Raw genomic sequence first — 26,312 nt, 5'->3', positions numbered from 1 at the left:
ACATTGACGGCCGACTATGCCCTGCTGGCCCCCCAGCTCGAAGCACTGCTGGACAGCCGCGACTGGCTGACCAACAGCGCCGAGACCAGTGCCTTCCTGATGGAGGCGATTTGGGCGGGCTTCTACCTGCACCGGAAGCCTGAGACGCTCTGGTTCGGCCCCTTCCAGGGCAAGCCGGCCTGCCACCCCATCTCCTTCGCCAAGGGGGTGTGCGGTGCGGCGGCACGCACCCGCCTAACCCAGCGAATCGACGACGTTCACGCCATTGCCGACCATATCGCCTGCGACGTTGCCTCACGCGCCGAGCTGGTTGCTCCCGTTGTTGTGAACGACCAGTTGTGGGGCGTGCTCGACCTGGACTGCCCGATTAAGGGACGCTTCAGTGAGCTATGCAGTGGCTTACTTCAGAGAGGATTAATTGAGAGTGGCTTAATTGAGAGTGGCTAAAAAGTGCGCCACTTTATTCAGTAGCGCAGTAGCCACTACACCGCGGTTATCGCTCTCAACAAAACGGTAGTAGTGGCTATCTAGCGCAAGGTCATGATTCAATGCGCACAGCGTGTCCGCTTCCAGTGCCTGTTTAACTAACGGGTAGGGCAGCAGCGCCCAGCCGGTAGCGTTGATCACGGCATCACGAATTACCTCAAACATGGTGAAACCAAGATAATTACCTGAAAACAGCGCTTCGCTGACCAGTTTGTCACCTTGGTCATAGGTTAAGCACACCTGGGTATATTGGGCGAGGTCGTCTCGGTTAACGCTTAATAGGCGGCTTAGCGGGTGCGTGGGTGCGGCCACCAAGCACATACTAACAGGGGCAAGGTTGGAGGCATTCACCGAGGCGCCTTCAGCGGTGTAAAGGCCAAAGGCAATATCCACGGTTTGCCGCGATACAAACTGTGGGTGCTCTTGAGGGGGTAATAGGTAGACCGATATGGCTGTTAGCGGATAGCGCTGCTTCAAGTCATGCATTACCTGCCGCCAAAAAGCTTCTGGCAGGGCGTCGTCCCTGGCAATGCACAGCTGGTTTTCCACCCCCTGCATATGCTGTTGGCAATGCTTTTTGATCCGGCTGGCGCTGGTTAGCAGCCGGTAACAGTCGGGCAGTACGCTTTCGCCCACCGCCGAGAGTTGTAGGCTATTGCCCGATCGCTCAAACAGCTCGACCCCCAGGCTATCTTCCAATGCGTTTACCGCGGCGCTCAAGGTGCTGCGCTTTATGCCGGTATGGCGTGCCGCGGCGGCGAAGGAGCCGTGTTCAGTGACATCAATAAACGCTTGTACCTGTTCTGCTCGCATGAAATACGCCTTCTATTGAGCGCCATCTTTGTTAGCACTGAGCGATTGGTGAGCCCTTAATATAATCATTATGATGGCGCAAAATTAAGTAAGATTTTAGGAGTAAAATCGTGTCCCCCTTTGTTGCCGAGCGCCGTGCGCTTAGATTTTCCGCTATTTCTGCCAGCCTGTTTGCCTTTACCGGGCTTGTGTTAGGCCTTGCAAGCGGCTCGATCACGATTTTATTTGATAGCGGCTACTCGCTATTAAGTTTAGTGCTGGCCTCACTTTCACTGTTTGCGCTTCAGCAGGCGCGTAAACCCGCGGATGATCACTACCCCTTTGGGCGGCTAACGGTTGAGCCATTAGCCGTGCTGCTCAAAGGCGTAGTGATTGCGCTGGTGTGCGTGTTTTCGCTGGTGTCTGCCCTATGGAGCCTTGCACAAGGTGGGCGATTGGTTACCCTGGATTTGGCGCTGATGTTTGGGGTGGTGAACGTTAGCGGCTGTTTGCTTACGTGGTGGTGGCTAAACCGCTACGCGCGCATTGCCCGCTCGTCGTTATTAGCCGCTGAGCTGCGCCAGTGGCAGATGGACACCTGGCTAAGTGCTGCCGTGATGCTTGGGTTTGCGCTTACCTGGGGTCTAACATTAACTCCGTGGGCAGGCTATGCGCGCTTTGCCGACCCCGTGATGGTGTTGATTATTGCGGGCTATTTTTTACCGATGCCTATCCGCATGGTGCGCGGTGCGCTGCGCGAGCTAATGTTTGGTGAGCCGGTGGGCAGCGTACGCCAAGAGATGGTGCAACAAGTAGCCGACTTCGATATCGCCGATGACGATGTGCGGTTAGCCCAGGTAGGCAGTTTCTTAATGGTCGATATTCAGCTGGATAAGCAGCAAATCGACGATGCCGAAGAGATTGTTGAAAGCGTTGAGCAGCACTGCAGGCTGCGCAATTTACGCCCGGTGACCAGTATTACGCTAGTGACATAATGTGTTTGTTCGAATAAATATTGACGTGAACTCAGAGGCAGTGATATTTAGCGCTACCGACAAATTGTGTCGGCCCACTATCGCTATGTTGAGGGTTTCAAAACATGCCTCTGCGCCGCTGTTTGCCCGTGCTGCTGGTAACCGCTTTGGTTGCTGGCTGCGCAAGTTCTACCGTTGCCCCGCGCTACACCACTGAAAATCCAGATGTGATGCGTATTGGTGGCGAACGCCCTATCAGCGCTAACCCGCGTACCGACGATGCTGGCTCTTTCTGCCTCGAAACCACCGAGCGCTGGAACGAGCATGGCCGCACGCCGGATGGCCAAACGCTATGGGCCAAAGACACGCTACGCCGCGTAGTACCCTGTCCTTAAGAACCTTGTCCGTAATAAGCTAGTTGCTACGTACGCAACGACCGCGCCCGCTTAACATGCGGGCGCGGTCGTTTATGTTTTATCATATCTTTTTTCGCAGGCGGGCTTTTCCACCATAGCCAGTAACGTTAACTGACGAGAACTTCATGACTCCGGCGATTAATAGCGCAAAGCACGCAGGTATTGTGTTTCACCTTCATGAGTACCCGCACGACGCCGCTGCCGCGTCGTATGGGCTGGAAGCGGCTGAAAAGCTGGGCGTCGCAGTTGAGCAGGTCTTTAAAACGCTTGTGGTGAAGTTGGATGGTAAACAGCTGGCGGTAGGCATTGTGCCGGTGAAGGGGCAGCTAGGGCTTAAGCAGATTGCGAAAGCCGCCGGGGCGAAGAAGGCAGCCATGGCTGATCCCGCCGAGGTTGAACGCACCACTGGCTATGTGCTGGGCGGTGTTAGTCCATTGGGGCAGAAAAAGCGCCTGCCGACCTATATTGACGCCTCAGCGCAACGGTTTTCCACGCTCTACGTTAGCGCTGGACGGCGGGGGCTAGAGATTGAGCTTTCTCCCAGCGACTTGGCGTCACTGAGCCATGGGCGTTTTGCGGTGCTGGCGATCTGAGCGTTGGCGGTAGCGATTGCTCTTACCCTCACCCCATACAGCAAGGCAGTGGAAAGCGCTTTCTGGTATGGTGCTTTACATTATCGGTTTGCTGGGCTGAATAGCCCCTTCAGGAATTTTTTGTGTCCGACACCTCTTTTGCATCGCTTGCGCTCTCATCCGCGCTGTTATCGAATCTAGACTCCCTTGGCTACCATGAAATGACGCCGGTTCAGGCCCAAAGCCTGCCGCCTATGCTGGCGGGGCGTGATGTCATGGCCCAGGCCAGAACGGGATCGGGCAAAACCGCGGCCTTTGGTTTGGCGCTACTCTCCCAATTACGTGTTGAGGCGTTTAGCGTACAGGCGCTAGTGCTGTGTCCCACCCGAGAACTGGCGGATCAAGTGGCGGAAGAGCTGCGCCGTCTCGCCCGCGGGATGCCCAACGTGAAAGTGCTCACGCTCTGCGGCGGCGCCCCGTTTGGCCCGCAGCTCGCATCGTTGGAACATGGCGCGCACATCGTGGTGGGCACGCCGGGCCGGGTGGACGAGCATCTGCGCAGAGGCTCGCTCACGCTTGGGTCGCTGGCCGTGCTGGTGCTAGACGAAGCCGACCGTATGCTGGACATGGGCTTTCAGGTCACCATCGACGACATCATCGCCGATACCCCCGCTGACCGACAAACGCTGCTGTTCAGCGCGACGTTTCCCGATGAGCGAGAGGGGCTGGCAGCCATGACCCGCGGCGTGCTGCGCGACCCGGTCAGTGTCAAGGTGGCAGAGACCCACGATGCCACGACCATCGAGCAGCACTTTTACCGTGTGTCCCATGACGACGACCGTTTTGCTGCGTTGATCGAGCTGCTGCTTGCCACGCGACCTACCACTAGCGTGGTGTTCTGTAATACCAAGCGGGAAACCCAGGCCGTGGCCGATGGCTTGGTCGATGCGGGATTTAGCGCCGTCGCCTTGCACGGCGATCTCGAGCAGAAAGACCGCGACCGGCTGCTGGTGCTGTTTGCCAATCAGAGCGCATCGATTTTGGTCGCCACCGATGTGGCCGCCCGCGGGCTCGACATTGCTCAACTAGATGCCGTTTTCAATTACCAAATCGCCCGCGAGCTGGACGTCCACGTTCATCGCGTCGGCCGCACGGGGCGCGCAGGAGCCAGCGGTATCGCCTGTACCCTGGTCACACCGCAAGAAGATTATCGACTCGAACGCCTCGCTGAGCTGTTGGGCGAGCCGCTCGCGACCGAGCCGCTGCCGAAAGCCACCAACGGTTCGCCGTTCGAGCCCCCCATGGCCACGCTACAGTTGGCGGGTGGCAAGAAAGATAAGCTGCGCCCTGGCGACATTCTGGGCGCATTGACCAGCGAAAGCGGTCTGCGCGGTGATCAGGTGGGTAAGATCAAGGTGTTGGCTCGAAGCGCTTACGTCGCGGTGGCGCGCAGCGCTGTCCAGAAAGCTCAGGCCAAGCTGGAGCGGGATAAACTCAAAGGGCGCGCTTTCCGCGTGCGACGCATTCGCCATTAACGATCCCAATGACGTGGTCGCTATCATAAGGAGCCTTCGCAGCAAGCTATGAAAACACCCAAACGATTACAGCCCTTGGTCGATGACGGCCTGATCGATGAGGTGCTGATGCAGTTGATGAGCGGCAAGGAAGCGCAGGTGTATGTGGTGCGCTGCGGCGGAGACACACGCTGTGCCAAAGTATTCAAGGAGGCCAAGCAGCGCAGTTTCAAGCAAGCGGTGCAATACCAGGAAGGGCGTAAAGAGCGTAACAGCCGCCGAGCGAGGGCCATGGCCAAGAAAACCCGCTACGGCCAGAAAGAGCAGGAGCAGGCGTGGCTCACCGCCGAGGTGGATGCGTTGTACCGCTTAGCCGCAGCTGATGTTCGTGTGCCAAAGCCCTATGGCTTTGTGGATGGCGTGTTGCTGATGGAGATGATTACCGACGCTGAAGGCGATGTAGCACCGCGCTTAGACGATGTCATCCTGACCGAAGAGCAGGCGCTGCGCTATCACGCCAAAGTGATTCAAGACGTGGTGAAAATGCTCTGCGCGGGTCTGATTCATGGTGACCTATCTGAGTTCAACGTGCTTGTTGATGCCGATGGCCCGGTCATTATCGACTTGCCCCAAGCGGTAGACGCGGCCGGTAATAACAGCGCCGCCGCCATGCTGGAGCGCGATGTCGATAACATGCGCGCTTATTTTGGTCGCTTTGCTCCCGAGCTGCTCACTACTCACTACGGCAAGGAGATGTGGGCGCTTTATGAAGCGGGCGAGCTGCACCCCGATAGCAAACTCACCGGCCACTTCGAGTTTGATAGCCACATTGCCAACGTGGATGAGCTGATGGAAGTCATCGACGACGCCAAAGAGGAAGAAGCTGAGCGTCAGGCGCGAATGCGTGATGACGACGACGAGGATTAACCCCAATAGTGATAAACTGAGGCAACGCTTAGCAGAGTAAGTAGTTGGATGAAACGACTCTGCCATATCGCATAGCCGAAAGATCACCGGAGGGGCGTGTGAAGGGCAGTCGTTTCAGTGCAGGGAGAGCCAAGTCACTCCTGAGCTGGCCCACCGGGTGCTAGACAGGCCCGTTTCGGCCATGCTGCTGTTGGCGGGGGTAGCGTCGTCAACCGCCGTGGCGCCTGCCAAGCCCTGCGCTGCTCGCTCCCTTGTTAGCCACCGCACTGCTCTCCGGGCTGGATATGGCGAGTCTCGCCCTGCCAAGCTGGGGTATGAACGTGATGCTCTGGGTGCTAGGTAGCGCCATCGGCTCGCGCTTTCAAGGTATGACGCGGCGGCTACTCGGGCGCTATCTTTGGCAATCGGGGGTGGCGACGCTGCTTGCGCTGGTGGTTCTGGCACTGTTTGCCGAACTCATCCACCAAACCGTGGGGGTAGGGCGCGATGTTGCCTTGCTTGCTTTAGCCCTTGGCGGTATTGGTGAAATGGCGATACTCGCCGTCGCGCTCAACATTGACCCGGTGTTCGTGGCGTTTCATCACCTGCTGCGCATGGTCACCCTGATGATTGTTGCTCCCTTCTGGGCCCGCTGGCTAATGCGTCATCATCCTGACGCCTGACGTCGCGATCATTACGCTAACTCTCCTCGCTGTGCTCCCTTTTATCGCGTCATGTAAGGACTCTCCATGCTGTCACGTCTGCTCTCGCCGCTGTTCCGTTTTTTTGAGGAGCGCGTTAACCCCTACCCAGAGGGTGAGGTCACCACACCGCCCAAAGGGCTGTTGCCGTTTATCTGGCACTTTTCGCGCCCGGTGTGGCCGTGGCTGCTAGTGATGTCGTTGATTACGGCGGTGGTATCCGCCGCAGAGGTGGTGTTCTTTAGCTACATGGGCGATTTGGTGGATTGGCTGGGTGGCGTCGAGCGCGCCGATTTCTGGGCCAACCACGGCCTGTGGCTGGCGGGCCTTGGTTTGTTAGTGGTGGTGGGCCTGCCGCTACTGGTGCTGCTGCAGTCGCTGGTCACCCACCAGAGCATTTTTGGTAACTACCCGATGATTGGCCGCTGGCTCTCTCATCGCCATATGCTCAGCCAGAGCCTAGCGTTCTATCAAGATGAGTTTGCCGGGCGGGTATCGCAAAAAGTAATGCAAACCGCGCTGGCGGTGCGTGAAACCGTCACCAAAGTGATGGATCTGATGGTGTACGCCATCGTCTATTTTACCGGGGCGGCCATTCTACTGGGCCGCGCTGATCCGTGGCTGCTGCTGCCGCTAGGCCTTTGGCTGATCGGCTATTTAGGCATCATGCGCTTTTTCGTACCGCGCCTGCGGGATGTCTCTATGGCCCAGGCGGATGCTCGAGCTCAGATGACTGGCCGCGTGGTGGATAGCTACAGCAATATCCAGACTATCAAGCTGTTTGCCGATACTCAGCGCGAAGAGCGCTACGCCAAAGATGCTATGGAGGGCTTTATGGTCACCGTGCATCGCCAGATGCGCCTGGTCACGGTGATGAGCGTCTGCTTGACGCTCCTTAATACGCTGCTGCTGGTTGGCACGGCAGGCATGGCGATTGCAGCGTGGTACATGGAGGCGATCTCTCTGGGCGTGCTGGCCATCGCCATTGCCCTGGTGATGCGGATCCGTTTTATGTCCGACTGGATTTTATGGGAAGTCGCTGGGCTGTTTGAAAACATCGGCACGGTGCAGGATGGCATGAACACCATCGCCCAGGAGCCGACGGTGAAAGACGCGCCCACCGCCAAAGCGCTGACCGTGCCCAACGGCGAGATCGTCTTCGATACGCTGCGCTTCCAATATGCCCAGGCAAAAGGGGAGAGCAAGAATGTGTTTGATGGGCTGAACCTGACCATCAAACCCGGTGAAAAGATCGGCCTGATTGGCCGCTCCGGGGCGGGAAAATCGACCCTGGCGAACCTGCTGCTGCGCTTTTACGACCTGCAGGGCGGGCGCATTCTGATCGACGGACAAAACATTGCTGAGGTCACCCAAACCTCGCTACGCCACCAGATCGGCATGGTGACCCAAGATACCTCGCTGCTGCACCGCTCGCTGCGGGACAACATCCGCTATGGCAGTCCGCACGCCAGCGATGAGGATGTCTGCCAGGCGGTATGCCGTGCCCATGCCGATACCTTCATCAACGACCTAGTCGACCCCAAAGGGCGGCGAGGTTTGGATGCTCATGTGGGTGAGCGGGGCGTGAAGCTCTCCGGCGGCCAGCGCCAGCGCATTGCCATCGCCCGGGTGCTGCTCAAAGACGCCCCGATTCTGGTGTTGGATGAAGCCACCTCGGCGCTGGATTCCGAGGTTGAAGCGGCGATTCAAGAGCAGTTGGATGCGTTGATGGAGGGCAAAACGGTGATTGCCATCGCCCATCGGCTCTCTACCATTGCCATGCTAGACCGTTTGATTGTGGTGGATGAAGGGCGCATGGTGGAGAGCGGCACTCATCAGGAATTGCTGGCCCGAAACGGCATTTATGCAGGCCTTTGGCAGCGCCAGTCGGGAGGATTTTTGGGTAACGACCTTGATCCTGATAACAATGCCCTCATTTGAGACTAGACCGGTCGCCTAGTAAGGGCGCTTTAACAGGAGGTACTGATGCAAGCTATCCAGCTTCAACAACCCGGCGGTTTAGATAAATTGAACGTTGTCGACGTGGCAGCCCCAGGGGAGCCAGGCCCCGGCGAGATCAAAGTGCGCCTGCACGCCAGCTCGCTGAACTTTCACGACTACGCGGTCGTGGCGGGGATGATTCCCACCGACGATAAGCGCATCCCGATGTCCGACGGCGCGGGCGTGGTGGAAGCCGTTGGCGAAGGTGTGGAAGAGTTTGCCGTGGGCGATGCGGTCGTCTCGACCTTCTTCCCATACTGGCTGGAAGGCCCGGCGCGCGTAGGCGACTTCACCACCACCCCTGGCGATGGCGTCGATGGCTATGCCCGCGAGCAGGTAATTCGACCGGCCACATGGTTCACTCGCCAGCCGATCGGCTACAGCCATGCAGAATCCGCCACGTTGACCACCGCGGGATTGACCGCTTGGCGCGCGCTGGTGGTGGACGGCGGCTTGAAAGCGGGCGATACCGTGCTGGTACTGGGTACCGGCGGGGTGTCGATCTTTGCACTGCAGTTCGCCAAGCTGATGGGGGCTAGAGTGATCGCGACCTCCTCTTCCAATGAGAAGCTGGAGCGCCTGCGTAGCCTCGGCGCGGAGCACACCATCAACTACCGCGAGACACCCGAGTGGGGAAAAGCAGTCAAAGCGTTGACCGACGGCAAAGGCGTGGATCACGTCATCGAGGTAGGCGGCCCCGGTACGCTGCCGAAATCCATCGATGCCGTGAAGATTGGTGGACACATTTCGCTGATTGGCGTACTGACCGGCCGCGAGGGAGACATTCCCACTGCCAAACTCATGGCCAAGCAGGCCAAGCTGCAGGGGTTGATCGTCGGTAGCCGTCGCCACCAGATTGAGATGATCGACGCGATCGAAGCGGCGAATTTGAAGCCGATCATCGATCGTGACTTCCCGCTTAGCGAGATTGCCGAGGCGTTTCGTCATCAAGAATCGGGCAAGCACTTTGGTAAAATCTGCCTGACCTTCTGAGAATCAAGCGCTAACAATCGTACTACACGTCTGCATAGAAGGCGGGCGTGTAGTGCGTATCAACCATGTTGCTCTACTCTCCTAATCGGCTAAATACCACGCCTTTTACCTCAAGCTCCCAGATGTCGTCGTAAGGCACAGTGACGCCATCCATATCGCCAGGGTCGCCGGTACTGTTTTTAATCACGGTTTCGGGAATGACCTTCACTCCCATCACCCCGACATGCTGAATTCTTCCGCTGAACCGGTTGCCCTCCTGCTCAATGAGCACCCGCTCGCCTGCAATGCACTTCGCAAGCTTCTCGTGTAGTTCAGCCATCGTGACATTCACCACGCTCATCGTTGCCTCCTGCGCATCGCTCAAAAGTGAGTTACTTGGCAATAACGACGTTATTTTAGACGATAAGTTCGGCTAGCCCCGGGGGTATGGCATAAGGCATGCTAACCTTAATCTAGTTTACTGAATCGAGGCGGGATATGGCGCAAGGCTCAACGAACGCGGCTTTATCGCCATGGAACGTGGTGGCATTAGACACCTTTCAAACCCCTGAGCGCACCCAGGCGAGCCAGTGGCGGCGTAGCTGGCGAGCGGCCACCACCTGGATGATAGGCAAGGAAGCTTCCGAGCGCCAAGCGAAGCAGGAGAGTGAACTGCGCGCGCTGCCTGAAGTGAAGCTGGCGCATGTTGCGCCCCCCATTGACTGGATGCCCGCCACCGAACGCTTGAAACAGGCGCTGAAAGACTACGAAGATGCGCCGGTTGTGCTGTTTATTTCACCGCCTTACGGCGAGCACAGCACCGTGGTGAGCCAATGGGCTGCGCAACAGGATATTCCTTGCCTCACCGTACCCACGCTGAAAGAGCTAGTGGACGGCAGCCTAGCCTGGGTAGAAGACGCTACCCAGCTAAAGCGCTGGGCAATTCCTGCCTTGGAGTACCACTTTTTACGCCATACCAATGGCTTGCAAGGCGTTCGTGAGTTGCTTGAGCGTGCTTTGAGTGGGCGCCTGGGGCAGAGCGTGATGGGATGCGATAGCTGGACCTACGCTTACTTACAGCACGCGGTGGGGCTAGAAGGCGTGCCGGTATTGACCCTCCAAGGGCTCGAAGGTGAACAGTTAGCCCACTATTTTTCCCAAGCAGCGGGGGAGTGCCCGACGGTGTACAGTACACGTACGGGTAAATCGATTCTCACCAGCGACAGTGATCAAAAAGAGGCCTATAAAGAGCTGCAGCGCCTAGCGGCACACTGCCGAGGGCACCTGGGAATTGCCTGGCACTATTGGCGTGAGCGGCTGCGTGAGCCAGCAGAAGATTCGGATAGCAGTGATAACAATGGCCATAAATGTAGCGATAAAGAGGATAGCGACACTTCTCAAGAACTATGGCTACTGGACGCGCTGGCCGAAGCCGAACTACCCACAGATACCGGCGATCTAGCTACTTTACTGCTGCATACGCTGCTGATTCACGGCGGGCTGGAAGATCATGCGTTAAAACATGTGCTGCCTTTTTCGGATCACGAATCGTTAAATGCACGCTTTGCCCTGGCGCGGCGCGGCATTCTTAGCAGCCAGCAAGGGCGGTGGCAGGTGGCGCCGCTTAGCTATGCCAGCGTGCGGCAGCTGCTTGAGTCGCGTAACTATCTCGTTGACCCGCTCTAGGAGTACTAATGGAAGACCAAGGGCAGTACGCCAAGCTGTTTAACGAAATGGATAGCCAAGCGTTGATAACGCTCGGCCTTATCTTGGTCAGCACGATTCTACTGATTATTGTCAGCCAGCGAGGACTCAACTGGGTGGCGAATCGGCTGCACGGCCAAGTGCGCTTTCGGGTCTTTGCCCTGGTGCCGCTCACCCGCCTGCTAATTTTGATCGCTGCGCTCGCCATTGCCGTACCCATCATTGTCGAGCCGTCGTTGCGCAATATGGTGACGCTGCTGGGGGCGATTGGCTTAGCCATTGGCTTTGCGCTGAAAGACTATGTCAGCAGCCTGATCGCTGGGGTAGTGTCTGCCGTCGAGCTACCGTACCGGCCTGGCGACTGGGTGAATATCGAAGGCACGTACGGCGAAGTGAAGCACGTGGGCATGCGAACAGTCGAGGTCCAAACGCCGGACGATGATATGGTAGCGGTGCCGCATTTAAAGCTTTGGGACTCTGCGATCTATAACGCCAATAATGGTGGCACTAGCCTGCAGTGCGTGGCGAGTTTTTACCTTCATCCAGAGCATGAAGCCGGCTGGGTGCGCAAAGCACTGCGCGATGTGGCGCTGACCAGTGCTTATTTAAAGTTTGGAGAGCCGATTATTGTGGTGGCGGAGGAGAAGCCCTGGGGCACGCATTACCGTATCCGTGCTTACCCCGTCGACCCCCGCCAGCAGTTTCTGTTTATCACTGACTTAACGGTGCGCGGCAAAGCAGTGCTAAGCGCTGCTGGCATTCAACCAGCGCTGCTACCACCAGATGCCGCCCTAGATGCACGAGGTGCAGCTAGCTGATGACAACACCAACCACACTCTATATTGGATGGGACGTGGGCGGCTGGAACTGCGATAACAGCTCTGCCAGCCGCGATGCGCTGGTGGTGCTGGATGACGCGCTCAATGTGATAGGCATGCCGTGGCGGGGAAACCTGCGCGTCACGCTGAATGATGCTACCTCTAGCCGTGATTTGATCAACCGGCTTCTGGCACTGTGCACTACTGGCGTGGAGCTTGGAGCATGCCAAAGGGAGTGTGGCTTGGCCGCCAGCAGAGATGCCAGCGGCCGAAGGGTGGATTTTTGTACCGAAGGATGCGTTAAGCGCCTAACGGCTCAAGCGCTCTCTTCCGGTAGCTCCGCGTTATGGAAGACGTTCTGTACGTCGTCCAGCTCGTTGAGCATGTTGAGAAATTTCTCGAACATCGCCACGTCATCGCCTTCAATCGGCGTGGTGGTTTGCGGCAGGAACTGAATCTCGTCGACTTCAAAGTCGATTTCGCCGAAGGCATCTAGCAGCGCCTGCTTGGCTTTGGCGTAGTCGGTGTGCGGGGCAAACACCGTGATGCGGCCCTCTTCCTGCTCAATATCGGTGACATCCACGTCGGCTTCCATTAGCGCTTCCAGCACCGCTTCTTCATCGTTGCCGGTGAAGGAGAAAATCGCACAGTGGTCGAACATATGGCTGACGCTGCCTGGCGTGCCGATCTTGCTTTTGGTTTTGGTGAAGCAGCCGCGCACATCGCCAAAGGTGCGGTTGGGGTTGTCGGTGAGGCAGTCGACAATCACCATGGCGTTGCCAGGGCCAAAGCCTTCGTAGCGCGCCGGTGAAAAATCCTCACCGCCTGCGCCGCTGGCTTTATCCAAGGCTTTATCAATGACGTGAGAGGGCACCTGGTCTTTCTTGGCACGCTCTATCAAACCGCGCAGTGCGAGGTTACCGTTAGGATCCGTACCGCCCGCTTTGGCACAGACGTAAATTTCACGTCCATACTTGCTGTAAACTTTGGTTTTCGCAGCGGCCGTTTTGGCCATGGATTCCTTACGGTTTTGAAACGCCCTACCCATATTGAAGTCCTTTATTAGCCATGAACCGCCTGCATGGCAGGCGTCATCGTTTTCAAAAAGGGGAAAATTTTACCCAACAGCGTACCATGCTAACAGCGTTATTTAAGCGCCTGGGTGGTTTCCCCTACGGTTAAAAGACATGCTACAGGCAACAACACAAGAATTGGCCTTAGCTTAGGCAAGCGCTGTCGTATACTGGCCAGCTCATAACGAGGCTATCCATGGAGGAGAAAATGCCGCTGACACTCTGGCTTTCGCTGGCTGCCATTTGTGCGATGGGGGCCATGTCGCCTGGGCCAAGCTTAGCATTGGTGCTACGCCACACGTTGGGGGGTGGTCGCGTGCCAGGCATCACGGCGGCTATTTTTCATGCCTTCGGCGTAGGGTTTTATGCGTTGCTCACCGTGCTGGGCTTGGGCGCTGTAATGGTGCGCTTTCCCGAGCTTTTTCAGCTGATTACATGGTTTGGTGCTGCCTACCTGGCGTGGCTGGGGATAAAAGCGTTGCGGGCGGGCCGGGGTGGCGCGCTTACGCCGGGCGCCGTGGCCACCACACCGCGTCAGGCGGCCAAAGAGGCGGTGCTGGTGGCACTGGGCAACCCTAAGCTGATCATCTTTTTTGTGGCGCTATTAAGCCAGTTTGTCACCCCCGAGATGAGCCTACTCGCCAAGGCGATTATCGTGGCCACGGCGATTATTATTGATGGTGGCTGGTACGTGCTGGTGGCCGTAGGGCTTTCTCACTCTCGGGTGCTGCCGTGGCTGCAGCGCCACGCGCACTGGATCAATCGGATGACTGGCGTATTACTGATCGCGCTGGCGCTGCGGGTGGCGGCGGGGCCGATCCTTTGATCACGAGGCTGGTGTCGCCAACGTTGCCGTGGCAAGGTAAAGCGTATGCTGGCAAAGGCATTTTAGAGGCCTGGCGATGACGATTTACGAGCAGGATTGTTATACCCATCAAGGTAAGCCCTTCAATCTGCGCGCTTTGCGTGGGCAGGTATTATTGGTGGTCAATGTGGCCAGCCAGTGCGGTTTTACGCCGCAGTTGAAAGAGCTCGAGGGGCTGTACCAGCGTTACCGGGATCGTGGATTTACCGTGTTGGGCTTCCCCTGTAACCAGTTTGGCCGCCAGTCGCCCGAGAGTGCCGAGGCGTTCTGCGCCTTTGGCGAGCAGCAGTTCGGGGTGAGCTTTCCGCTGCTGGAAAAGGTGAAAGTCAACGGCTCCGATGCTCACCCGCTATTTGTACAGCTCAAGCGGGAGGCGCCAGGGATTTTGGGCACCAAAGCTGTAAAGTGGAATTTCACCAAGTTTCTGGTAGGCCGAGATGGCAAGGTCATCGCCCGCTTTGGCCCCAAGGATCATGGGTTAACGCTGCGCTTAGCCCTTGAAGCCGCACTGGATAAAGAGTGAATCAGCCAGCCGCTAAACCTCCCCGCGCGCGACCATCAAGCGTTGCATTAGCTCGGTCCAGCGATGGCGAACCATCATGGTCGTCAATCCCGAAAAGAGTGCCCAGCTTTTGCGCCGCCAGCCTTTCAATTTCAGATTGTGGTTCACCAGCTGCTTCATCAGTTTGTAGTCATCGAACTTGCGCCACTCGCTGGCGACTGACAGCTGGTGGCGTGACATCACCGGCGCCAGCTCCAGGCGTAGCATCCACTCAAGCTCTTTGAGCGACATCTTGTGCTGCTCAATCACCTCAATCATATGGGCGTAGTCGCGCTCGCTGGGTTCGCGGTCAAGCCAGAGAGGGGCAAGTGCTAGCCACAAATCGCCCCGCTCATCGACTAGCTGCTGTGCATTCATTAAAGATCCCGTCGGCAAGTGGTGGGCAGGCCGCTATCCTGCCGCGAATGGCGGATAAGCTCAAGAGCGGACAGGGCGCGCCGAGACCGCTAGAATACCCTCATTGATAACTCGGCACTGCCGTGCCGAACGCAATACTCATCTGATGAAGGGGTCGAATGTGATCATTAAACCGAAAGTGCGTGGCTTTATCTGCACCACCACCCACCCGAAAGGCTGCGAGCAGAACGTTCTCGAGCAGATCGAAGCGACCCGCGCCCGTGGTTTGGACAAAAGCCAAGGCCCGAAGAAAGTGCTGGTGATCGGTGCCTCTAGCGGTTACGGCCTAGCGGCGCGTATTACCGCCGCCTTTGGTTACGGCGCCGACACTCTGGGGGTGTTTTTTGAAAAGCCGGGCACCGAGAAGAAGCCGGGCACCGCTGGCTGGTACAACAGCGCCGCGTTCGATAAGTTTGCCAAGCAGGAAGGTCTGTACAGCAAATCCATTAATGGCGATGCGTTCTCCCACGAAGCGCGGGAAAAAGCCATTGAGCTGATCAAGCAAGACATGGGTGAGATTGATCTCGTGGTTTACTCACTGGCATCCCCCGTGCGTAAGCTGCCCGATACCGGTGAAGTCAAACGTTCTAGCCTAAAGCCGATTGGTGAGACCTACCGCGCCACGGCCATTGATACTAACAAAGACACCATTATTGAAGCCGAAGTGGAACCGGCCACCCAGCAAGAGATCGACGACACCATCACCGTGATGGGCGGCGAAGACTGGGAGCTGTGGATGAGCGCTCTGGCCGATGCAGGCGTGCTGGCCAAAGGTGCCCGCAGCGTGGCGTTCAGCTATATCGGTACCGAAATCACCTGGCCGATCTACTGGCATGGTGCCCTGGGGAAAGCCAAGGAAGACCTGGACCGCGCAGCGGCGGCCATCGATGCCAAGCTGCAAGAGAGCGGCGGCGGTGCCAACGTGGCGGTGCTGAAATCCGTCGTTACCCAAGCCAGCGCGGCGATTCCGGTGATGCCGCTGTACATCGCCATGGTCTACAAGGTGATGAAGGAGAAGGGCCTGCACGAAGGCACCATCGAGCAGCTCAACCGCCTGTTCGGCGAGCGCCTCTATGGAGGTGAGTTCACCACCGACGAGGCTGGCCGCCTGCGTCTGGATGACTGGGAGCTGCGTGACGACGTGCAGCAGGCGTGTAAGGATCTGTGGCCTCAGGTGACCACCGAGAACCTGTTCCAGATCACCGACTATGCTGGTTACAAGCACGAGTTCCTGAAGCTGTTCGGCTTCGAGCGTGACGACGTGGACTACGATGCCGATGTGAACCCCGAGGTCGAGTTCGATGTCGTAACGTTATAAACGCAGCGCGACGGGCAGCGCACGCCGACGCGCTATGAATCATCGACCGGACTGGATGAGGTGACGTATGGATACCCGAGAGAGCAAAACCCCGGAAGAAGAGAAAGAGCACGTGCTGAGCGAGCGCATACCTGAGGATTTCGAGACCTCGCAGCCTCAACTGCAGCCTGAAGCGAAAAAGCCCGCTAATGGGCTGCATAAAATGCTGCCGTTAGTCATCGTGATTATGGGCATCATCGTCGCTGGCATTGTCATGTTGGGATTAGGCAATAGCGGCGGCTAAAGTGAGCGTTTGCTATTGTGCAAATTGCCGGGCCTAGGCTCGGCAATTTGCATTTATGCGTCCTGTTTTTGTTTGCGTGGACATGGCGCTGCCTTCAATCGCGCAATTGAGTAAGATAGCGTTTAAATAGAACGCCTTATCCAGTCAACCAGCGGCGGTTTTCATGCAGCGCAATAGGCAGCACAGCGAATTCACATGCATTCCAGTACGTTAACGCCACCCCCTAGCCACCGCAGGCGGGTGGCGTTTGTGTTGCTGCCTGGGTTTTCGCTGTTGGCTCACGCCAGCGCTATTGAGCCGCTGCAAATGGCCAACCAGCTGAGCGGCCAGATGCTGTACCACACCGTTACCCTCAGCCTAGATGAAGAGCCCGTGCGCAGCGGCGCGCAGCTTTCGCTCATCGCGCAGCATGCGTTAGGAGCCCCCCTTGGCCCGCTGGATTTACTGCTGGTGTGTGCGCCTACGCCGCTACCCTACGTATTGCCCGCGAAGCTCAATGAGTGGCTGCGTAGCCATCATGGCCGTGGCGTTGCTATCGGCGGTTTGGCCGGAGGCACCGAGGTGCTCGCCCGCTGTGGTCTGCTGGAGGGCTACCGCGCTACCTTGCCTTGGCAGCGCTTCGACGCGTTTGCCCAAGCCTACCCCCAGGTGACGCTCTCCCAACAGCTGTTTGAAATTGATCGCGACCGCCTGACCTGCGCGGGCGGCACCGCCGCTATGGATATGATGCTCACGCTAATTGGCAAGCATCACGGCCCGCGCTTGGCCGAGCAGGTCTCTGAACAGTTTGTTTGCGACCGTATTCGCTTAGCCGATGAGCGCCAGCACGTGCCGCTGCGCAACCGTTTGGGCCACGCGCCCCAGAGCTTGGTAGATGCGGTGACTCTTATGGAAGCCAATATCGAAGAGCCGCTCTCGACGTTGGAACTGGCCGAGCATTTGGGGATCTCCCGGCGTCAGCTGGAGCGACTATTCAAGAAGTACCTGCAGGCGGTGCCAAGCCGTTATTATCTGGACTTGCGGCTGCAGGAAGCCCGCAAGCAGCTCAGAGAGAGCGACCGTCCCGTGGGCGACATTGCCCTGATGACCGGTTTCTCCTCGGGCGCGCACTTTTCCACCGCCTACCGTAACCATTTTGGGATCACCCCGCGGGAAGAGCGGCTGGGGTAGGCGCAGCTTTTCATAATTTACCGTCCCAATACTGAAAGCAGGGCGTCCTACGCCCCCCGTATACTGAATCCATCGCTTACTCCACTGGAGGTACTGTCCCATGAGCCACACCCCAAGCCGTCAAGACTTCGACCACTACATGACGCCTAACTACGCGCCGCAGCAGATTATTCCGGTACGTGGTGAAGGCAGCCGCTTGTGGGACCAAGAGGGCCGCGAGTACATCGATTTCGCTGGCGGTATTGCGGTGAACTCCCTGGGTCACTGCCATCCGGTGCTGGTCAATGCGCTGAAAGAGCAGGGCGAAAAGCTTTGGCATCTCTCCAACGTATTCACCAACGAACCGGCGCTCAAACTGGCCAAAACCCTTACCGAGCGCACCTTCGCCGATAAAGTGTTCCTGTGCTCCTCTGGCGGTGAAGCCAACGAAGCCGCATTAAAGCTGGCCCGCCGCTGGGCGGTCGACCACTACGGTGAGCACAAAGACAAAATCATCTCGTTCTACCAATCGTTCCATGGCCGCACCTTCTTTACCGTCAGTGTCGGCGGCCAGCCCAAGTACTCCCAAGGCTTTGGCCCAGTACCGGGCGGCATTCTGCACGCCAACTTCAACGACCTGGAGAGCGTGCGCAAGCTCGTGGGCGACGATACCTGCGCCATCATGGTCGAGCCGATGCAGGGCGAAGGCGGCATCGTACCCGCCACTCAGGAATTCTTGCAGGGCCTGCGCAATCTGTGTGACGAGCACAACGCGCTGCTGATTTTCGATGAAGTGCAAACCGGCGTTGGACGCAGCGGAGAGCTGTATGCCTATAAAAACTTCGGCATTACCCCGGATATTCTCACCAGCGCTAAGTCGCTGGGCGGCGGCTTCCCGATTGGTGCCATGCTGACCACCGATGCCATCGCCACATCGCTAGCCATCGGCACCCACGGCTCTACCTACGGCGGTAACGCATTGGCCTCAGCGGTGGCGCTGGCGGCGGTCGAGTTCATCGATACGCCGGAGGTGCTGCAAGGTGTTAAACACCGCCACGACCTGTTCCGCGAGCACCTGGAAACCATCAACCGCAAACACGGCGTTTTCAAAGAGATCCGCGGCATGGGCATGCTGATGGGGGCCCAGATGTCGGACGCTTTCGAAGGCCGCGCCAAAGATATTCTGCCGTTGGCGATCGAAGAGGGCGTGATGGCGCTGATTGCAGGCCCCAACGTGCTGCGTATGGCGCCCTCGCTGGTGATTCCCGAGGAAGACATCGCCGAGGGCATGGCGCGTCTCGAGCGTGCCATCGAGCGACTTGTCGCTAGCGCATGAGTCAGGCGCAAGTCACACAAGAGGGGGCGTTAAACATGTTGGTAATCCGACCGGTCACCCTGGCTGACCTTTCCGCCTTAGAGCAACTGGCAGAACATGCGGTGCCTCGGCTTACCAACCTGCCCGCCAATCGCGACCGTCTTGAGGAGCGCATCGTGCGCTCCCAAGAAGCATTCGAGAGCGAGATCGAGTACCCCGGTAACGAGCACTATATGTTCGTGCTGGCGGACGATAGCCGCAACGAGGTGCTGGGGACGGCCACCATCCGCGCCCAGGCGGGGGCTGCCGAGGCCTACTACACCTACCGCCAAGAGACGCTGATTCACGCATCGCAGCAGCTCAACGTGCGCCGTGAGGTGCAAACACTGGCGCTCTCTCATGAAGCCTCGGATGCCACACTGCTCTGTGCACTGTCGCTCGACCCGCGCTACAAGGGCACCAGCGCCGAGAGCCTTCTGCGCCGAGCGCGGCTGATGTTCATCGCCCAGTATCCGGAGCGCTTCTCACGGATTCTGGCGGTGGCTTTTCCCGGCTTTTTGGATAGCCAGAATGAATCTCCATTTTGGGAGAGCGTGGGCCGCCACTTTTTTGCCCGCAGCTTCCAAGAAATGAATCACATAGCGGGCGTGCGCTCAAAGAGCTTCATTGCCGAGGTGATGCCGCAGTTTCCGCTCTATTTGCCACTGCTCACGCCCCAGGCCCGTGCTGCCATTGGCCGCGAGCATCCTGCCCATGAAGAGGCGCTGGCCGAAATGCTGGCCGAGGGCTTCGTGCGCTCCCGGCATGTGGATATTTTCGATGCAGGCCCCATCGTCAAAGCCGAGCGCGAGCGCCTGGAAACCTTCCGTCGCGCCGCCTGGCACCCGGTACGGATACGCCCCGAGCACGCGCTACCCGATGCCGAACCGGCGATGATTGCCAATCAAACGCTGAGCGATTTCCGCTGTATCGTCGCGCGCTACGCGCTATCGCCCACGGGGCAGCTGATGCTCTCGCCGCAGCACGCGGAGCGTTTGGGTGTAGAAGAGGGACGGGCGGTGCTGGCGGCACCGTTAACCCTGCCAAGCGCCATCGATGCGCTCGATGAAGGAGAGATGTAATGCGCATTCGACCCATTGCCCGTGATGATCTGGATGGGCTCCAGGCGCTTGCGCAGCAGGCCGGTGTTGGCTTTACCTCGCTGCCGGATAACCGCGAGTTTTTGGCCGGTAAGATCGAGTCCGCCGCCCGCGCGTTCGAAGAGCGTACGCCAGTGGACGACCGTCTCTACTTCTTCGTGCTGGAAGATGAAACCAACGGCGAGCTAGCAGGTTGTTGCGCCATCGAAGGCCAGGTAGGGCGTGAAGTGCCGTTCTACAACTACCGGCTTGGCACGCTGGCGCACTCGTCGGTACAGCTCGATCTGCATCGCACCATCGACACGCTATTCTTGAGCTCCGACCACACCGGCGACGCCGAAGTGTGTTCGCTGTTTCTGCGTCCGGAGTATCGCGGCGAGGCCAACAAGCACCTGCGTAACGGGGCGCTGCTTTCCAAAGCGCGCTGGCTGTTCATTGCCCAGTTTCGCGACCGCTTTCCGCAGAAAGTGCTGGCCGAGATGCGCGGCGTGTTCGACGAGAACAACGTTAGTCCCTTCTGGGAGAGCCTGGGGAAACACTTCTTCCCCATGGATTTCAACGAAGCCGACCGCTTAACCGGCCTGGGCCAGAAGAGCTTCATCGGTGAGCTGATGCCCAAGTTCCCGATCTACACCACCTTCATGTCGGAAGAGGCGCGGGCGTGTATCGGGCAGGTGCACCGTCACACCCGGCCAGCGCTGGAGATGCTTAAAAAAGAGGGGCTGCGCTGGGAAGGCTATATCGACATTTTCGATGGTGGCCCCACAGTGGAGGCCTACATCGATGACGTGCGGGCGATTCGCAACTCGCAGCTTTATCAGGTGGAAGTCTCCTCTAACGCGCCGCAAGAGAGCGTTAGCCGCTGGCTGGCGGCATCTACCCAGATGCTGAACTTTACCGCGAGCTGGATCGGCCGTGGCCCTGCCGACAGTAGCACGATCGTGCTCACCACCGATGAGGCCGATCGGCTAGGGGTTTCCACCGGCGACGCCGTTCGCCTGCTGGAAACCTAACATGAACGCCTGGAACGTCCCTCTACCCGCGCGAACGACAAAAATTCAGTAAAGGAGAGCATGATGCACACCGAGAACATGCATGCCCAGCAGCAACAACTGATCAACGGCACTTGGGTCGTCGGCAACGCCGAGCCTTTTACCAAGCATGATCCGGTGGCGGGTATGCTGCTTTGGCAAGGAGCGGCAGCTTCCAGCAGCCAAGTCGGCGCTGCGGTGGAGGCGGCGCGAGCGGCATTCCCGGCCTGGGCACGTACGCCTTTTGCTGAGCGGCAGGCGCTGGTTGAGCGGTTTGCCGAGGTCGTCACCGCTCGACGAGAAGACTTAGCTATTGCCATTGCCTCGGAAACCGGCAAACCGCTGTGGGAAGCCCGCACCGAAGCAGGTGCGATGATTGGTAAAATCGCGCTCTCCATCAAGGCGTACCACGAGCGCACCGGGGAGCGTGAAAAAGCCGTCGGCAGTGCCAAAGCGGTCCTTCGTCATCGCCCCCACGGCGTCATGGCAGTATTTGGCCCCTATAACTTCCCTGGCCACCTGCCCAATGGCCATATGGTGCCTGCGCTGCTGGCGGGTAACACCGTGGTGTTCAAGCCCAGCGACCAAACCCCGCTCACCGCGGATCTCACCCTGCAGTGCTGGATAGAAGCCGGGCTGCCTGCTGGGGTGATCAACCTCGTGCAGGGCGGTGTGGCCGTGGGACAGGCGCTCTCTGCCCACCCCGGTATCGACGGTCTGCTGTTTACCGGCAGTGCCAAAGTGGGTGGCATGCTGCAGCAGCAGTTTGCCGGGCAGCTGGATAAAATCCTCGCGCTGGAATTAGGCGGCAACAATCCGCTGGTGGTGAAGGATGTGGAGGATGAGCGCGCTGCCGTGCTGACGATTCTCCAGTCGGCGTTTCTCTCAGGGGGGCAGCGCTGCACTTGCGCCCGCCGCTTGATGGTGCCCCAGGGGGAGGTGGGCGACCACCTCATCGATGCGCTTTCGGATGCCATCGCCAAGCTGCACGTGGCGGGGCAGTTCGACGAGGAGCCAGCGCCGTTTTATGGCGGCTTGGTCAGCGTTGTCGCCGCCGATGGCCTGCTCAAGGCGCAGGATGAACTGGAAGCCATGGGCGGCACGGTGATCAATCGTATGCAGCGCCTCAAAGAGGGCACTAGCTTGCTCAGCCCCGCGCTGATCGACGTGACGGGGTTGAACGTGCCCGACGAGGAGCACTTCGGCCCGCTGCTGAAAGTCCATCGCTATACGGATTGGGATGAGGCGCTTGCCCTGGCCAACGACACCCGCTATGGCCTGTCGGCTGGGTTGATCGGGGGCGAGCAGTCGGATTGGGACGACTTCCTGCTGCGTATCCGCGCCGGTATCGTCAACTGGAACCGCCAGACCACCGGTGCCTCGGGCGATGCGCCCTTCGGCGGCGTGGGCGACAGCGGCAACCACCGCCCCAGTGCCTACTACGCCGCGGATTACTGCGCTTACCCGGTCGCCTCCATGGAGGCCGAAAGCCTGGAAATGCCCGAAACCCTGCCGCCAGGAGTCAGCCTATGAGCATGCACGGCATCCGGGAAGTCAACTTCGACGGCTTGGTAGGGCTGACCCATAACTACTCGGGGCTTGCCCATGGTAACGTCGCCTCCATGAGCCACGGTGGTTTGGTCTCCAACCCCAAAGAGGGGGCGCTGCAGGGGCTGGCCAAGATGAAATCGCTGATGGACGCAGGCTACGCCCAGGGCGTTTTGCCTCCTCAGCAGCGCCCCGATTTGGGCGCGCTGCGCGACTTGGGCTTCACCGGCAGCGACCGTGAGATGCTGGCACGTGCCGCGCAGCAAGCCTCGCAACTGCTGCGGGCGGTGTGCTCGGCGTCCAGCATGTGGACCGCTAACGCGGGCACCATTACGCCTAGCGTGGATGCACCCGATGGTCGGATGCACGTTACCCCGGCCAACCTGCAGTCGAGTTTCCACCGCTACCTGGAGCCGCGCACCACGGGGCGCGTGCTCCAGGCGATTTTCCGCGATGAGCAGCACTTCGCCCACCACCCGGTGCTGCCCGCCACCCCCGCGTTTTCCGATGAAGGGGCGGCCAACCACACTCGGCTGTGCGGTGAGTATGGCGAGCCCGGCGTGCACCTGTTCGTGTATGGCCGACAGGCGTTTGGCGGCGGGCGGAACGAGCCCAAGCGTTATCCGGCCCGGCAAACGCTGGAAGCCAGCCAGGCGGTGGCCCGCCAGCACGGGCTGAGCGACGCCCAGACCGTATTTGCTCAGCAGCATCCCGAGGCCATCGATGCCGGGGTGTTCCACAACGATGTGATTGCCGTGGGCAACGGCCCGGTGCTGCTCTACCACGAAATGGCATTTCTTGATGAAGAGCACACGCTTAACGAGCTGCGCGCCAAGATGAGCACGCCGCTGATTCCTGTCCGGGTGCCGGTGGAAGCGGTGAGCATGGAAGACGCGGTAGCGTCGTACCTGTTCAACTCGCAACTGCTCTCCAACCCGGATGGCACCATGACCCTAGTGGTGCCCAGCGAGTGCCAGGAGCGGGAAGCCGTGTGGCGCACGCTGCAGGACTTCATCCTGGCAGGCAATAACCCCATTGGCGAAGTGATCGTCAAGGACGTGAAGCAGAGCATGCGCAACGGCGGTGGCCCCGCCTGCCTGCGTTTGCGCGTGGTGCTCAGCGAGGCCGAGCGGGCTGCCCTCAGCGGTCGCGTGCTGCTTGATGATGCGCTTTACGACGACCTCACCGCCTGGGTGAGCCGCCACTACCGCGACCGCCTCGCCACCGACGACTTGGCCGATCCGCAGCTCGCGACGGAGGTGCTCACCGCGCTGGATGAGCTGACGCAGCTGCTGAACATTGGCTCGGTGTATCCGTTTCAACAGGGGTAAGCGCCCTGCCAAACAGCTCATCATGAGGTTTTCTCATGATGAGTTGAATTAATGTCGCTTTTCATTCATATGGTGGGTCTGGCATAAAGAACACATCCTCTTCGATGACGTGGCGCTAACGCCCGTCTATCGAAACGTCACACATGGCATCGAGCGCTGAGCTGCATTGGGGCGCCGTCGCCAATCTCGACCAACAGGGTGTTTGTTCGCGATGAGCTACGACTTTACCTTCGATATCAAGAGCGTCCGGTTCGACGAAAACTACCGTCCTGCCGAGAGCACGCGTACCACGACCAACTTCGCCAATCTGGCGAGAGGCGAGCGCTGCCAGGAAAACCTGCGTAACGCGCTGACCATGATCGACAATCGCTTCAATACCCTGGCCCATTGGGATAACCCCAAGGCAGACCGCTACGCCGTCGAGCTGGAGATCATTACCGGCGAGCTAAGCGTGGCGGCTGAAGGCGCTACCTTCCCGGCGATCGAGATGTTGAAGACGACCATCATCGATCGGCATCTCGACAAACGCATCGAGGGCATGACGGGGAACAACTTCTCCTCCTACGTCCGCGACTACGACTTCAGCGTGTGGCTCTCGGAGCACAACAAGGAGCGGTCGGAATTTGGTATTCCGGAGGGGTTTGGCGATCTTCACGGCAAGCTGTTCAAGCGTTTCGTCGACTCCGAGGCGTATCGATCCGTTGCCAGCAAGGCGCCGGTGATCTGTCTCAGCGTTTCCAGCAACAAGGTGTATCGTCAGACGGAAAATCGCCTCCCGGTGCTGGGCGTCGAATACGTGAACGACACATCGTCACTCACGGATTTCTATTTCGCCAAGATGGGCCTGCAGGTGCGTTACTTCATGCCGCCCCATAGCGTGGCACCGCTGGCGTTCTACTTTTCCGGCGATCTGCTGGCCGATTACAGCGATCTCGAACTGATCAGCGCCATCAGCACCATGGAGACGTTCCAGAAGATCTATCGACCGGAAATTTACAACGCTAACTCGGCGGCAGGTAAGGTCTATCAACCGCATCTGACCCATCAGGACTACTCGTTGACCCGTATCGAGTACGACCGCGAAGAGCGTAGCCAGCTGGCCGTCGAGCAGGGCAAGTTTGCCGAGCGCTACTTCATCGAACCTTTCCGTCACGTGCTCGAGCGCTGGTCGGCCGATGCCGCCCTTTGATTCACTGTTTACCAAGGATATTGTTATGAAGACATTGCTGCCCACATCGACGGCCGGAAGCCTGCCCAAGCCCGCTTGGCTGGCCGAGCCAGAAAAACTCTGGTCGGACTGGAAGCTGCAGGGCGAGGAGCTGGCCCAAGGCAAGCAGGATGCACTGCGGGTATCGCTGCACGATCAGCGCTTGGCGGGTATCGATATCGTTAGCGACGGTGAGCAGACTCGCCAGCACTTCGTCACCACCTTCATCGAGCACTTGAACGGCGTTGATTTCGAGCAGCGCGAGATCGTCAAGATCCGCGACCGCTACGACGCCAGCGTGCCCTCGGTGGTGGGCCCCGTCTCGCGGGAAAAACCGGTCTTCGTCGAGGATGCCAAGTTCCTGCGCCAGCAGACCGACCAGCCGATCAAGTGGGCGCTGCCCGGGCCCATGACCATGGTCGATACGCTCTATGATGGCCACTACAAGAGCCGCGAAAAGCTGGCCTGGGAGTTCGCCAAGATCCTCAACCAGGAAGCCCGCGATCTGGCGGCGGCTGGCGTGGACATCATTCAGTTCGATGAGCCCGCCTTCAACGTTTTCTTCGATGAGGTGAACGACTGGGGCATCGCCGCCCTGGAGAAAGCTATCGAAGGCGTCACCTGCGAGACCGGCGTGCATATCTGCTACGGCTACGGCATCAAGGCCAATACCGATTGGAAGAAGACGCTCGGGTCGGAGTGGCGCCAGTACGAAGAGATCTTCCCCAAGCTGCAGGCGTCGAACATCGACATCGTTTCGCTAGAGTGCCAGAACTCTCACGTGCCGATGGAGCTGATCGAGCTGATTCGCGGCAAGAAGGTGATGGTTGGGGCCATCGACGTGGCCACCCACGCCATCGAGACGCCGGAAGAGGTCGCCGACACGCTGCGCAAGGCGCTGCAGTTCGTCGATGCCGACAAGCTCTACCCCTGCACCAACTGCGGTATGACGCCCCTGCCCCGTGAAGTCGCCCAGGGTAAGCTGCAGGCGCTGAGCGCTGGCGCGGCAATCGTACGGCAGGAGATTTCTCGATAGTCGGCTTGGCCATCAGGCGGGTGATGACCCCCATGCATTGGGACACAGAGAGTGATACAGGCGGACTAGAGCTTCCGCCTGGGTATCCTCGTTCCAGCGCTCCCCCGAAAGCTTTCGATCGACGTCGGCACGCCGTTCACCCGAGGGAAATAGACGTCGGAAAGCATTAAAATCTTCATCATGAACGACTTAACGGCTAGGGT

General features: G+C 58.8%; 26 protein-coding genes and 1 pseudogene. 23 read left to right on the top strand and 4 right to left on the bottom strand.

All coding sequences use genetic code 11. The features are described 5' to 3' along the window. The first annotated feature begins 3 nt into the window (after positions 1-3). A complete protein-coding gene (locus L1249_RS04250; protein WP_058576859.1) occupies positions 4-447 on the top strand; it encodes a GAF domain-containing protein in 444 nt (147 codons plus the stop codon). On the opposite strand, the gene L1249_RS04245 is transcribed toward L1249_RS04250, so the two are convergent. Then, positions 430-1,299 carry a LysR family transcriptional regulator gene (locus L1249_RS04245; RefSeq protein ID WP_058576860.1) on the bottom strand — a complete coding sequence of 290 codons (870 nt, stop codon included), beginning with the start codon at positions 1,297-1,299 and terminating at the stop codon, positions 430-432. The genes L1249_RS04250 and L1249_RS04245 overlap by 18 nt on opposite strands. A 110-nt stretch (positions 1,300-1,409) precedes the next feature. On the opposite strand from L1249_RS04245, the gene L1249_RS04240 reads away from it, so the two are divergent. From L1249_RS04240 to L1249_RS04205, 8 genes and pseudogenes are all read left to right on the top strand, one after another. Continuing rightward, positions 1,410-2,273 carry a cation diffusion facilitator family transporter gene (locus L1249_RS04240; protein ID WP_058576861.1) on the top strand — a complete coding sequence of 288 codons (864 nt, stop codon included), beginning with the start codon at positions 1,410-1,412 and terminating at the stop codon, positions 2,271-2,273. A gap of 104 nt (positions 2,274-2,377) precedes the next feature. Next, complete coding sequence (locus tag L1249_RS04235) at positions 2,378-2,647, top strand: hypothetical protein (protein WP_058576862.1); 270 nt, start codon at positions 2,378-2,380, stop codon at positions 2,645-2,647. 146 nt (positions 2,648-2,793) lie between these two features. Further along, on the top strand, positions 2,794-3,261 hold the full coding sequence (gene ybaK, locus L1249_RS04230; protein WP_058576863.1) for a Cys-tRNA(Pro) deacylase: 468 nt from the start codon (positions 2,794-2,796) through the stop codon (positions 3,259-3,261). Positions 3,262-3,383: 122 nt separating this feature from the next. Then, on the top strand, positions 3,384-4,775 hold the full coding sequence (gene dbpA / locus L1249_RS04225; protein ID WP_235253413.1) for an ATP-dependent RNA helicase DbpA: 1,392 nt from the start codon (positions 3,384-3,386) through the stop codon (positions 4,773-4,775). A gap of 48 nt (positions 4,776-4,823) precedes the next feature. Then, on the top strand, positions 4,824-5,681 hold the full coding sequence (locus L1249_RS04220; RefSeq protein WP_228168650.1) for a PA4780 family RIO1-like protein kinase: 858 nt from the start codon (positions 4,824-4,826) through the stop codon (positions 5,679-5,681). 221 nt (positions 5,682-5,902) lie between these two features. Beyond that, positions 5,903-6,343 (top strand): annotated as a pseudogene (locus L1249_RS04215) (AbrB family transcriptional regulator); the annotation flags it as partial. 66 nt (positions 6,344-6,409) lie between these two features. After that, complete coding sequence (locus L1249_RS04210; RefSeq protein WP_058576866.1) at positions 6,410-8,302, top strand: ABC transporter ATP-binding protein; 1,893 nt, start codon at positions 6,410-6,412, stop codon at positions 8,300-8,302. 45 nt (positions 8,303-8,347) lie between these two features. Next, positions 8,348-9,355, top strand: a complete 1,008-nt coding sequence (locus L1249_RS04205; protein ID WP_230834961.1) for a zinc-dependent alcohol dehydrogenase family protein — start codon at positions 8,348-8,350, stop codon at positions 9,353-9,355. 73 nt (positions 9,356-9,428) lie between these two features. Here L1249_RS04205 and L1249_RS04200 read toward each other — a convergent pair whose 3' ends face one another. Then, positions 9,429-9,695 carry a hypothetical protein gene (locus tag L1249_RS04200; protein ID WP_054641284.1) on the bottom strand — a complete coding sequence of 89 codons (267 nt, stop codon included), beginning with the start codon at positions 9,693-9,695 and terminating at the stop codon, positions 9,429-9,431. A 137-nt stretch (positions 9,696-9,832) separates the two neighbouring features. On the opposite strand from L1249_RS04200, the gene L1249_RS04195 reads away from it, so the two are divergent. Continuing rightward, entirely contained in the window at positions 9,833-11,020 is a 1,188-nt protein-coding gene (locus tag L1249_RS04195; protein ID WP_054645132.1) for a hypothetical protein, read from the top strand. A gap of 8 nt (positions 11,021-11,028) precedes the next feature. After that, entirely contained in the window at positions 11,029-11,856 is an 828-nt protein-coding gene (locus L1249_RS04190) for a mechanosensitive ion channel family protein (RefSeq protein ID WP_054641285.1), read from the top strand. Between the two features lie 316 nt (positions 11,857-12,172). Here the strand turns inward: L1249_RS04190 and L1249_RS04185 are convergent, their stop codons facing one another. Next, positions 12,173-12,904, bottom strand: a complete 732-nt coding sequence (locus tag L1249_RS04185; RefSeq protein WP_044629261.1) for a YebC/PmpR family DNA-binding transcriptional regulator — start codon at positions 12,902-12,904, stop codon at positions 12,173-12,175. Positions 12,905-13,137: 233 nt separating this feature from the next. On the opposite strand from L1249_RS04185, the gene L1249_RS04180 reads away from it, so the two are divergent. Both L1249_RS04180 and L1249_RS04175 read left to right on the top strand, forming a co-directional pair. After that, on the top strand, positions 13,138-13,755 hold the full coding sequence (locus tag L1249_RS04180) for a LysE family translocator (RefSeq protein ID WP_235253412.1): 618 nt from the start codon (positions 13,138-13,140) through the stop codon (positions 13,753-13,755). Positions 13,756-13,831: 76 nt separating this feature from the next. After that, positions 13,832-14,317 (top strand): glutathione peroxidase, encoded by a 486-nt coding sequence (locus tag L1249_RS04175; RefSeq protein WP_044629284.1) that lies wholly within the window; start codon positions 13,832-13,834, stop codon positions 14,315-14,317. Positions 14,318-14,329: 12 nt separating this feature from the next. On the opposite strand, the gene L1249_RS04170 is transcribed toward L1249_RS04175, so the two are convergent. After that, positions 14,330-14,713, bottom strand: a complete 384-nt coding sequence (locus L1249_RS04170) for a DUF7079 family protein (protein ID WP_044629259.1) — start codon at positions 14,711-14,713, stop codon at positions 14,330-14,332. 160 nt (positions 14,714-14,873) lie between these two features. Here L1249_RS04170 and fabV point away from each other — a divergent pair, with 160 nt between their 5' ends. The 10 genes from fabV (at position 14,874) to L1249_RS04120 (ending at position 26,109) form a co-directional block, all read left to right on the top strand. Then, positions 14,874-16,070 carry an enoyl-ACP reductase FabV gene (fabV, locus tag L1249_RS04165; RefSeq protein WP_044629258.1) on the top strand — a complete coding sequence of 399 codons (1,197 nt, stop codon included), beginning with the start codon at positions 14,874-14,876 and terminating at the stop codon, positions 16,068-16,070. Between the two features lie 67 nt (positions 16,071-16,137). Next, the gene (locus tag L1249_RS04160) at positions 16,138-16,353 is read left to right on the top strand and encodes a hypothetical protein (RefSeq protein WP_044629257.1); all 216 of its coding nucleotides are present in this window, start codon (positions 16,138-16,140) and stop codon (positions 16,351-16,353) included. Between the two features lie 195 nt (positions 16,354-16,548). Further along, the gene (locus tag L1249_RS04155; RefSeq protein ID WP_170968094.1) at positions 16,549-17,523 is read left to right on the top strand and encodes a GlxA family transcriptional regulator; all 975 of its coding nucleotides are present in this window, start codon (positions 16,549-16,551) and stop codon (positions 17,521-17,523) included. A 100-nt stretch (positions 17,524-17,623) separates the two neighbouring features. After that, positions 17,624-18,838: an aspartate aminotransferase family protein gene (locus tag L1249_RS04150; RefSeq protein ID WP_235253411.1), complete on the top strand. Its 1,215-nt coding sequence runs from the start codon at positions 17,624-17,626 to the stop codon at positions 18,836-18,838. A gap of 35 nt (positions 18,839-18,873) precedes the next feature. After that, positions 18,874-19,938, top strand: coding sequence for an arginine N-succinyltransferase (locus tag L1249_RS04145; protein ID WP_235253410.1), 1,065 nt, complete (start codon positions 18,874-18,876; stop codon positions 19,936-19,938). Then, positions 19,938-20,969: an arginine N-succinyltransferase gene (gene astA / locus L1249_RS04140; RefSeq protein WP_044629254.1), complete on the top strand. Its 1,032-nt coding sequence runs from the start codon at positions 19,938-19,940 to the stop codon at positions 20,967-20,969. Before L1249_RS04145 ends, astA begins: the two co-directional genes overlap by 1 nt. A gap of 78 nt (positions 20,970-21,047) precedes the next feature. Further along, positions 21,048-22,520 (top strand): succinylglutamate-semialdehyde dehydrogenase, encoded by a 1,473-nt coding sequence (gene astD, locus L1249_RS04135; RefSeq protein ID WP_235253416.1) that lies wholly within the window; start codon positions 21,048-21,050, stop codon positions 22,518-22,520. Then, positions 22,517-23,866, top strand: coding sequence for an N-succinylarginine dihydrolase (gene astB / locus L1249_RS04130; protein WP_235253409.1), 1,350 nt, complete (start codon positions 22,517-22,519; stop codon positions 23,864-23,866). The genes astD and astB overlap by 4 nt, the downstream gene beginning before the upstream one ends. Before the next feature lie 211 nt (positions 23,867-24,077). Continuing rightward, positions 24,078-25,055 carry a DUF1852 domain-containing protein gene (locus tag L1249_RS04125; RefSeq protein WP_235253408.1) on the top strand — a complete coding sequence of 326 codons (978 nt, stop codon included), beginning with the start codon at positions 24,078-24,080 and terminating at the stop codon, positions 25,053-25,055. Positions 25,056-25,080: 25 nt separating this feature from the next. Then, a complete protein-coding gene (locus L1249_RS04120) occupies positions 25,081-26,109 on the top strand; it encodes a methionine synthase (protein ID WP_235253406.1) in 1,029 nt (342 codons plus the stop codon). The last annotated feature ends 203 nt before the right edge of the window (positions 26,110-26,312 follow it).

It is taken from the genome of Halomonas sp. Cn5-12 (genome assembly GCF_021532545.1).
In the GTDB taxonomy this organism is placed as follows: Bacteria; Pseudomonadota; Gammaproteobacteria; order Pseudomonadales; family Halomonadaceae; genus Vreelandella; species Vreelandella aquamarina.
Note: the sequence above shows the minus strand (reverse complement) of the source record. Positions and strands in the feature narration are given on the sequence as shown.

What these genes read in the sequence shown, in the direction of transcription:
- L1249_RS04245 (WP_058576860.1), bottom strand. Translation starts at nt 1,299, where the DNA reads ATGCGAGCAGAACAGGTACAAGCGTTTATTGATGTCACTGAACACGGC.
- L1249_RS04235 (WP_058576862.1), top strand. Translation starts at nt 2,378, where the DNA reads ATGCCTCTGCGCCGCTGTTTGCCCGTGCTGCTGGTAACCGCTTTGGTT.
- ybaK (WP_058576863.1), top strand. Translation starts at nt 2,794, where the DNA reads ATGACTCCGGCGATTAATAGCGCAAAGCACGCAGGTATTGTGTTTCAC.
- L1249_RS04220 (WP_228168650.1), top strand. Translation starts at nt 4,824, where the DNA reads ATGAAAACACCCAAACGATTACAGCCCTTGGTCGATGACGGCCTGATC.
- L1249_RS04210 (WP_058576866.1), top strand. Translation starts at nt 6,410, where the DNA reads ATGCTGTCACGTCTGCTCTCGCCGCTGTTCCGTTTTTTTGAGGAGCGC.
- L1249_RS04205 (WP_230834961.1), top strand. Translation starts at nt 8,348, where the DNA reads ATGCAAGCTATCCAGCTTCAACAACCCGGCGGTTTAGATAAATTGAAC.
- L1249_RS04200 (WP_054641284.1), bottom strand. Translation starts at nt 9,695, where the DNA reads ATGAGCGTGGTGAATGTCACGATGGCTGAACTACACGAGAAGCTTGCG.
- L1249_RS04195 (WP_054645132.1), top strand. Translation starts at nt 9,833, where the DNA reads ATGGCGCAAGGCTCAACGAACGCGGCTTTATCGCCATGGAACGTGGTG.
- L1249_RS04190 (WP_054641285.1), top strand. Translation starts at nt 11,029, where the DNA reads ATGGAAGACCAAGGGCAGTACGCCAAGCTGTTTAACGAAATGGATAGC.
- L1249_RS04185 (WP_044629261.1), bottom strand. Translation starts at nt 12,904, where the DNA reads ATGGGTAGGGCGTTTCAAAACCGTAAGGAATCCATGGCCAAAACGGCC.
- L1249_RS04180 (WP_235253412.1), top strand. Translation starts at nt 13,138, where the DNA reads ATGCCGCTGACACTCTGGCTTTCGCTGGCTGCCATTTGTGCGATGGGG.
- L1249_RS04175 (WP_044629284.1), top strand. Translation starts at nt 13,832, where the DNA reads ATGACGATTTACGAGCAGGATTGTTATACCCATCAAGGTAAGCCCTTC.
- L1249_RS04170 (WP_044629259.1), bottom strand. Translation starts at nt 14,713, where the DNA reads ATGAATGCACAGCAGCTAGTCGATGAGCGGGGCGATTTGTGGCTAGCA.
- L1249_RS04160 (WP_044629257.1), top strand. Translation starts at nt 16,138, where the DNA reads ATGGATACCCGAGAGAGCAAAACCCCGGAAGAAGAGAAAGAGCACGTG.
- L1249_RS04155 (WP_170968094.1), top strand. Translation starts at nt 16,549, where the DNA reads ATGCATTCCAGTACGTTAACGCCACCCCCTAGCCACCGCAGGCGGGTG.
- L1249_RS04150 (WP_235253411.1), top strand. Translation starts at nt 17,624, where the DNA reads ATGAGCCACACCCCAAGCCGTCAAGACTTCGACCACTACATGACGCCT.
- L1249_RS04145 (WP_235253410.1), top strand. Translation starts at nt 18,874, where the DNA reads ATGTTGGTAATCCGACCGGTCACCCTGGCTGACCTTTCCGCCTTAGAG.
- astA (WP_044629254.1), top strand. Translation starts at nt 19,938, where the DNA reads ATGCGCATTCGACCCATTGCCCGTGATGATCTGGATGGGCTCCAGGCG.
- astD (WP_235253416.1), top strand. Translation starts at nt 21,048, where the DNA reads ATGCATGCCCAGCAGCAACAACTGATCAACGGCACTTGGGTCGTCGGC.
- astB (WP_235253409.1), top strand. Translation starts at nt 22,517, where the DNA reads ATGAGCATGCACGGCATCCGGGAAGTCAACTTCGACGGCTTGGTAGGG.
- L1249_RS04125 (WP_235253408.1), top strand. Translation starts at nt 24,078, where the DNA reads ATGAGCTACGACTTTACCTTCGATATCAAGAGCGTCCGGTTCGACGAA.
- L1249_RS04120 (WP_235253406.1), top strand. Translation starts at nt 25,081, where the DNA reads ATGAAGACATTGCTGCCCACATCGACGGCCGGAAGCCTGCCCAAGCCC.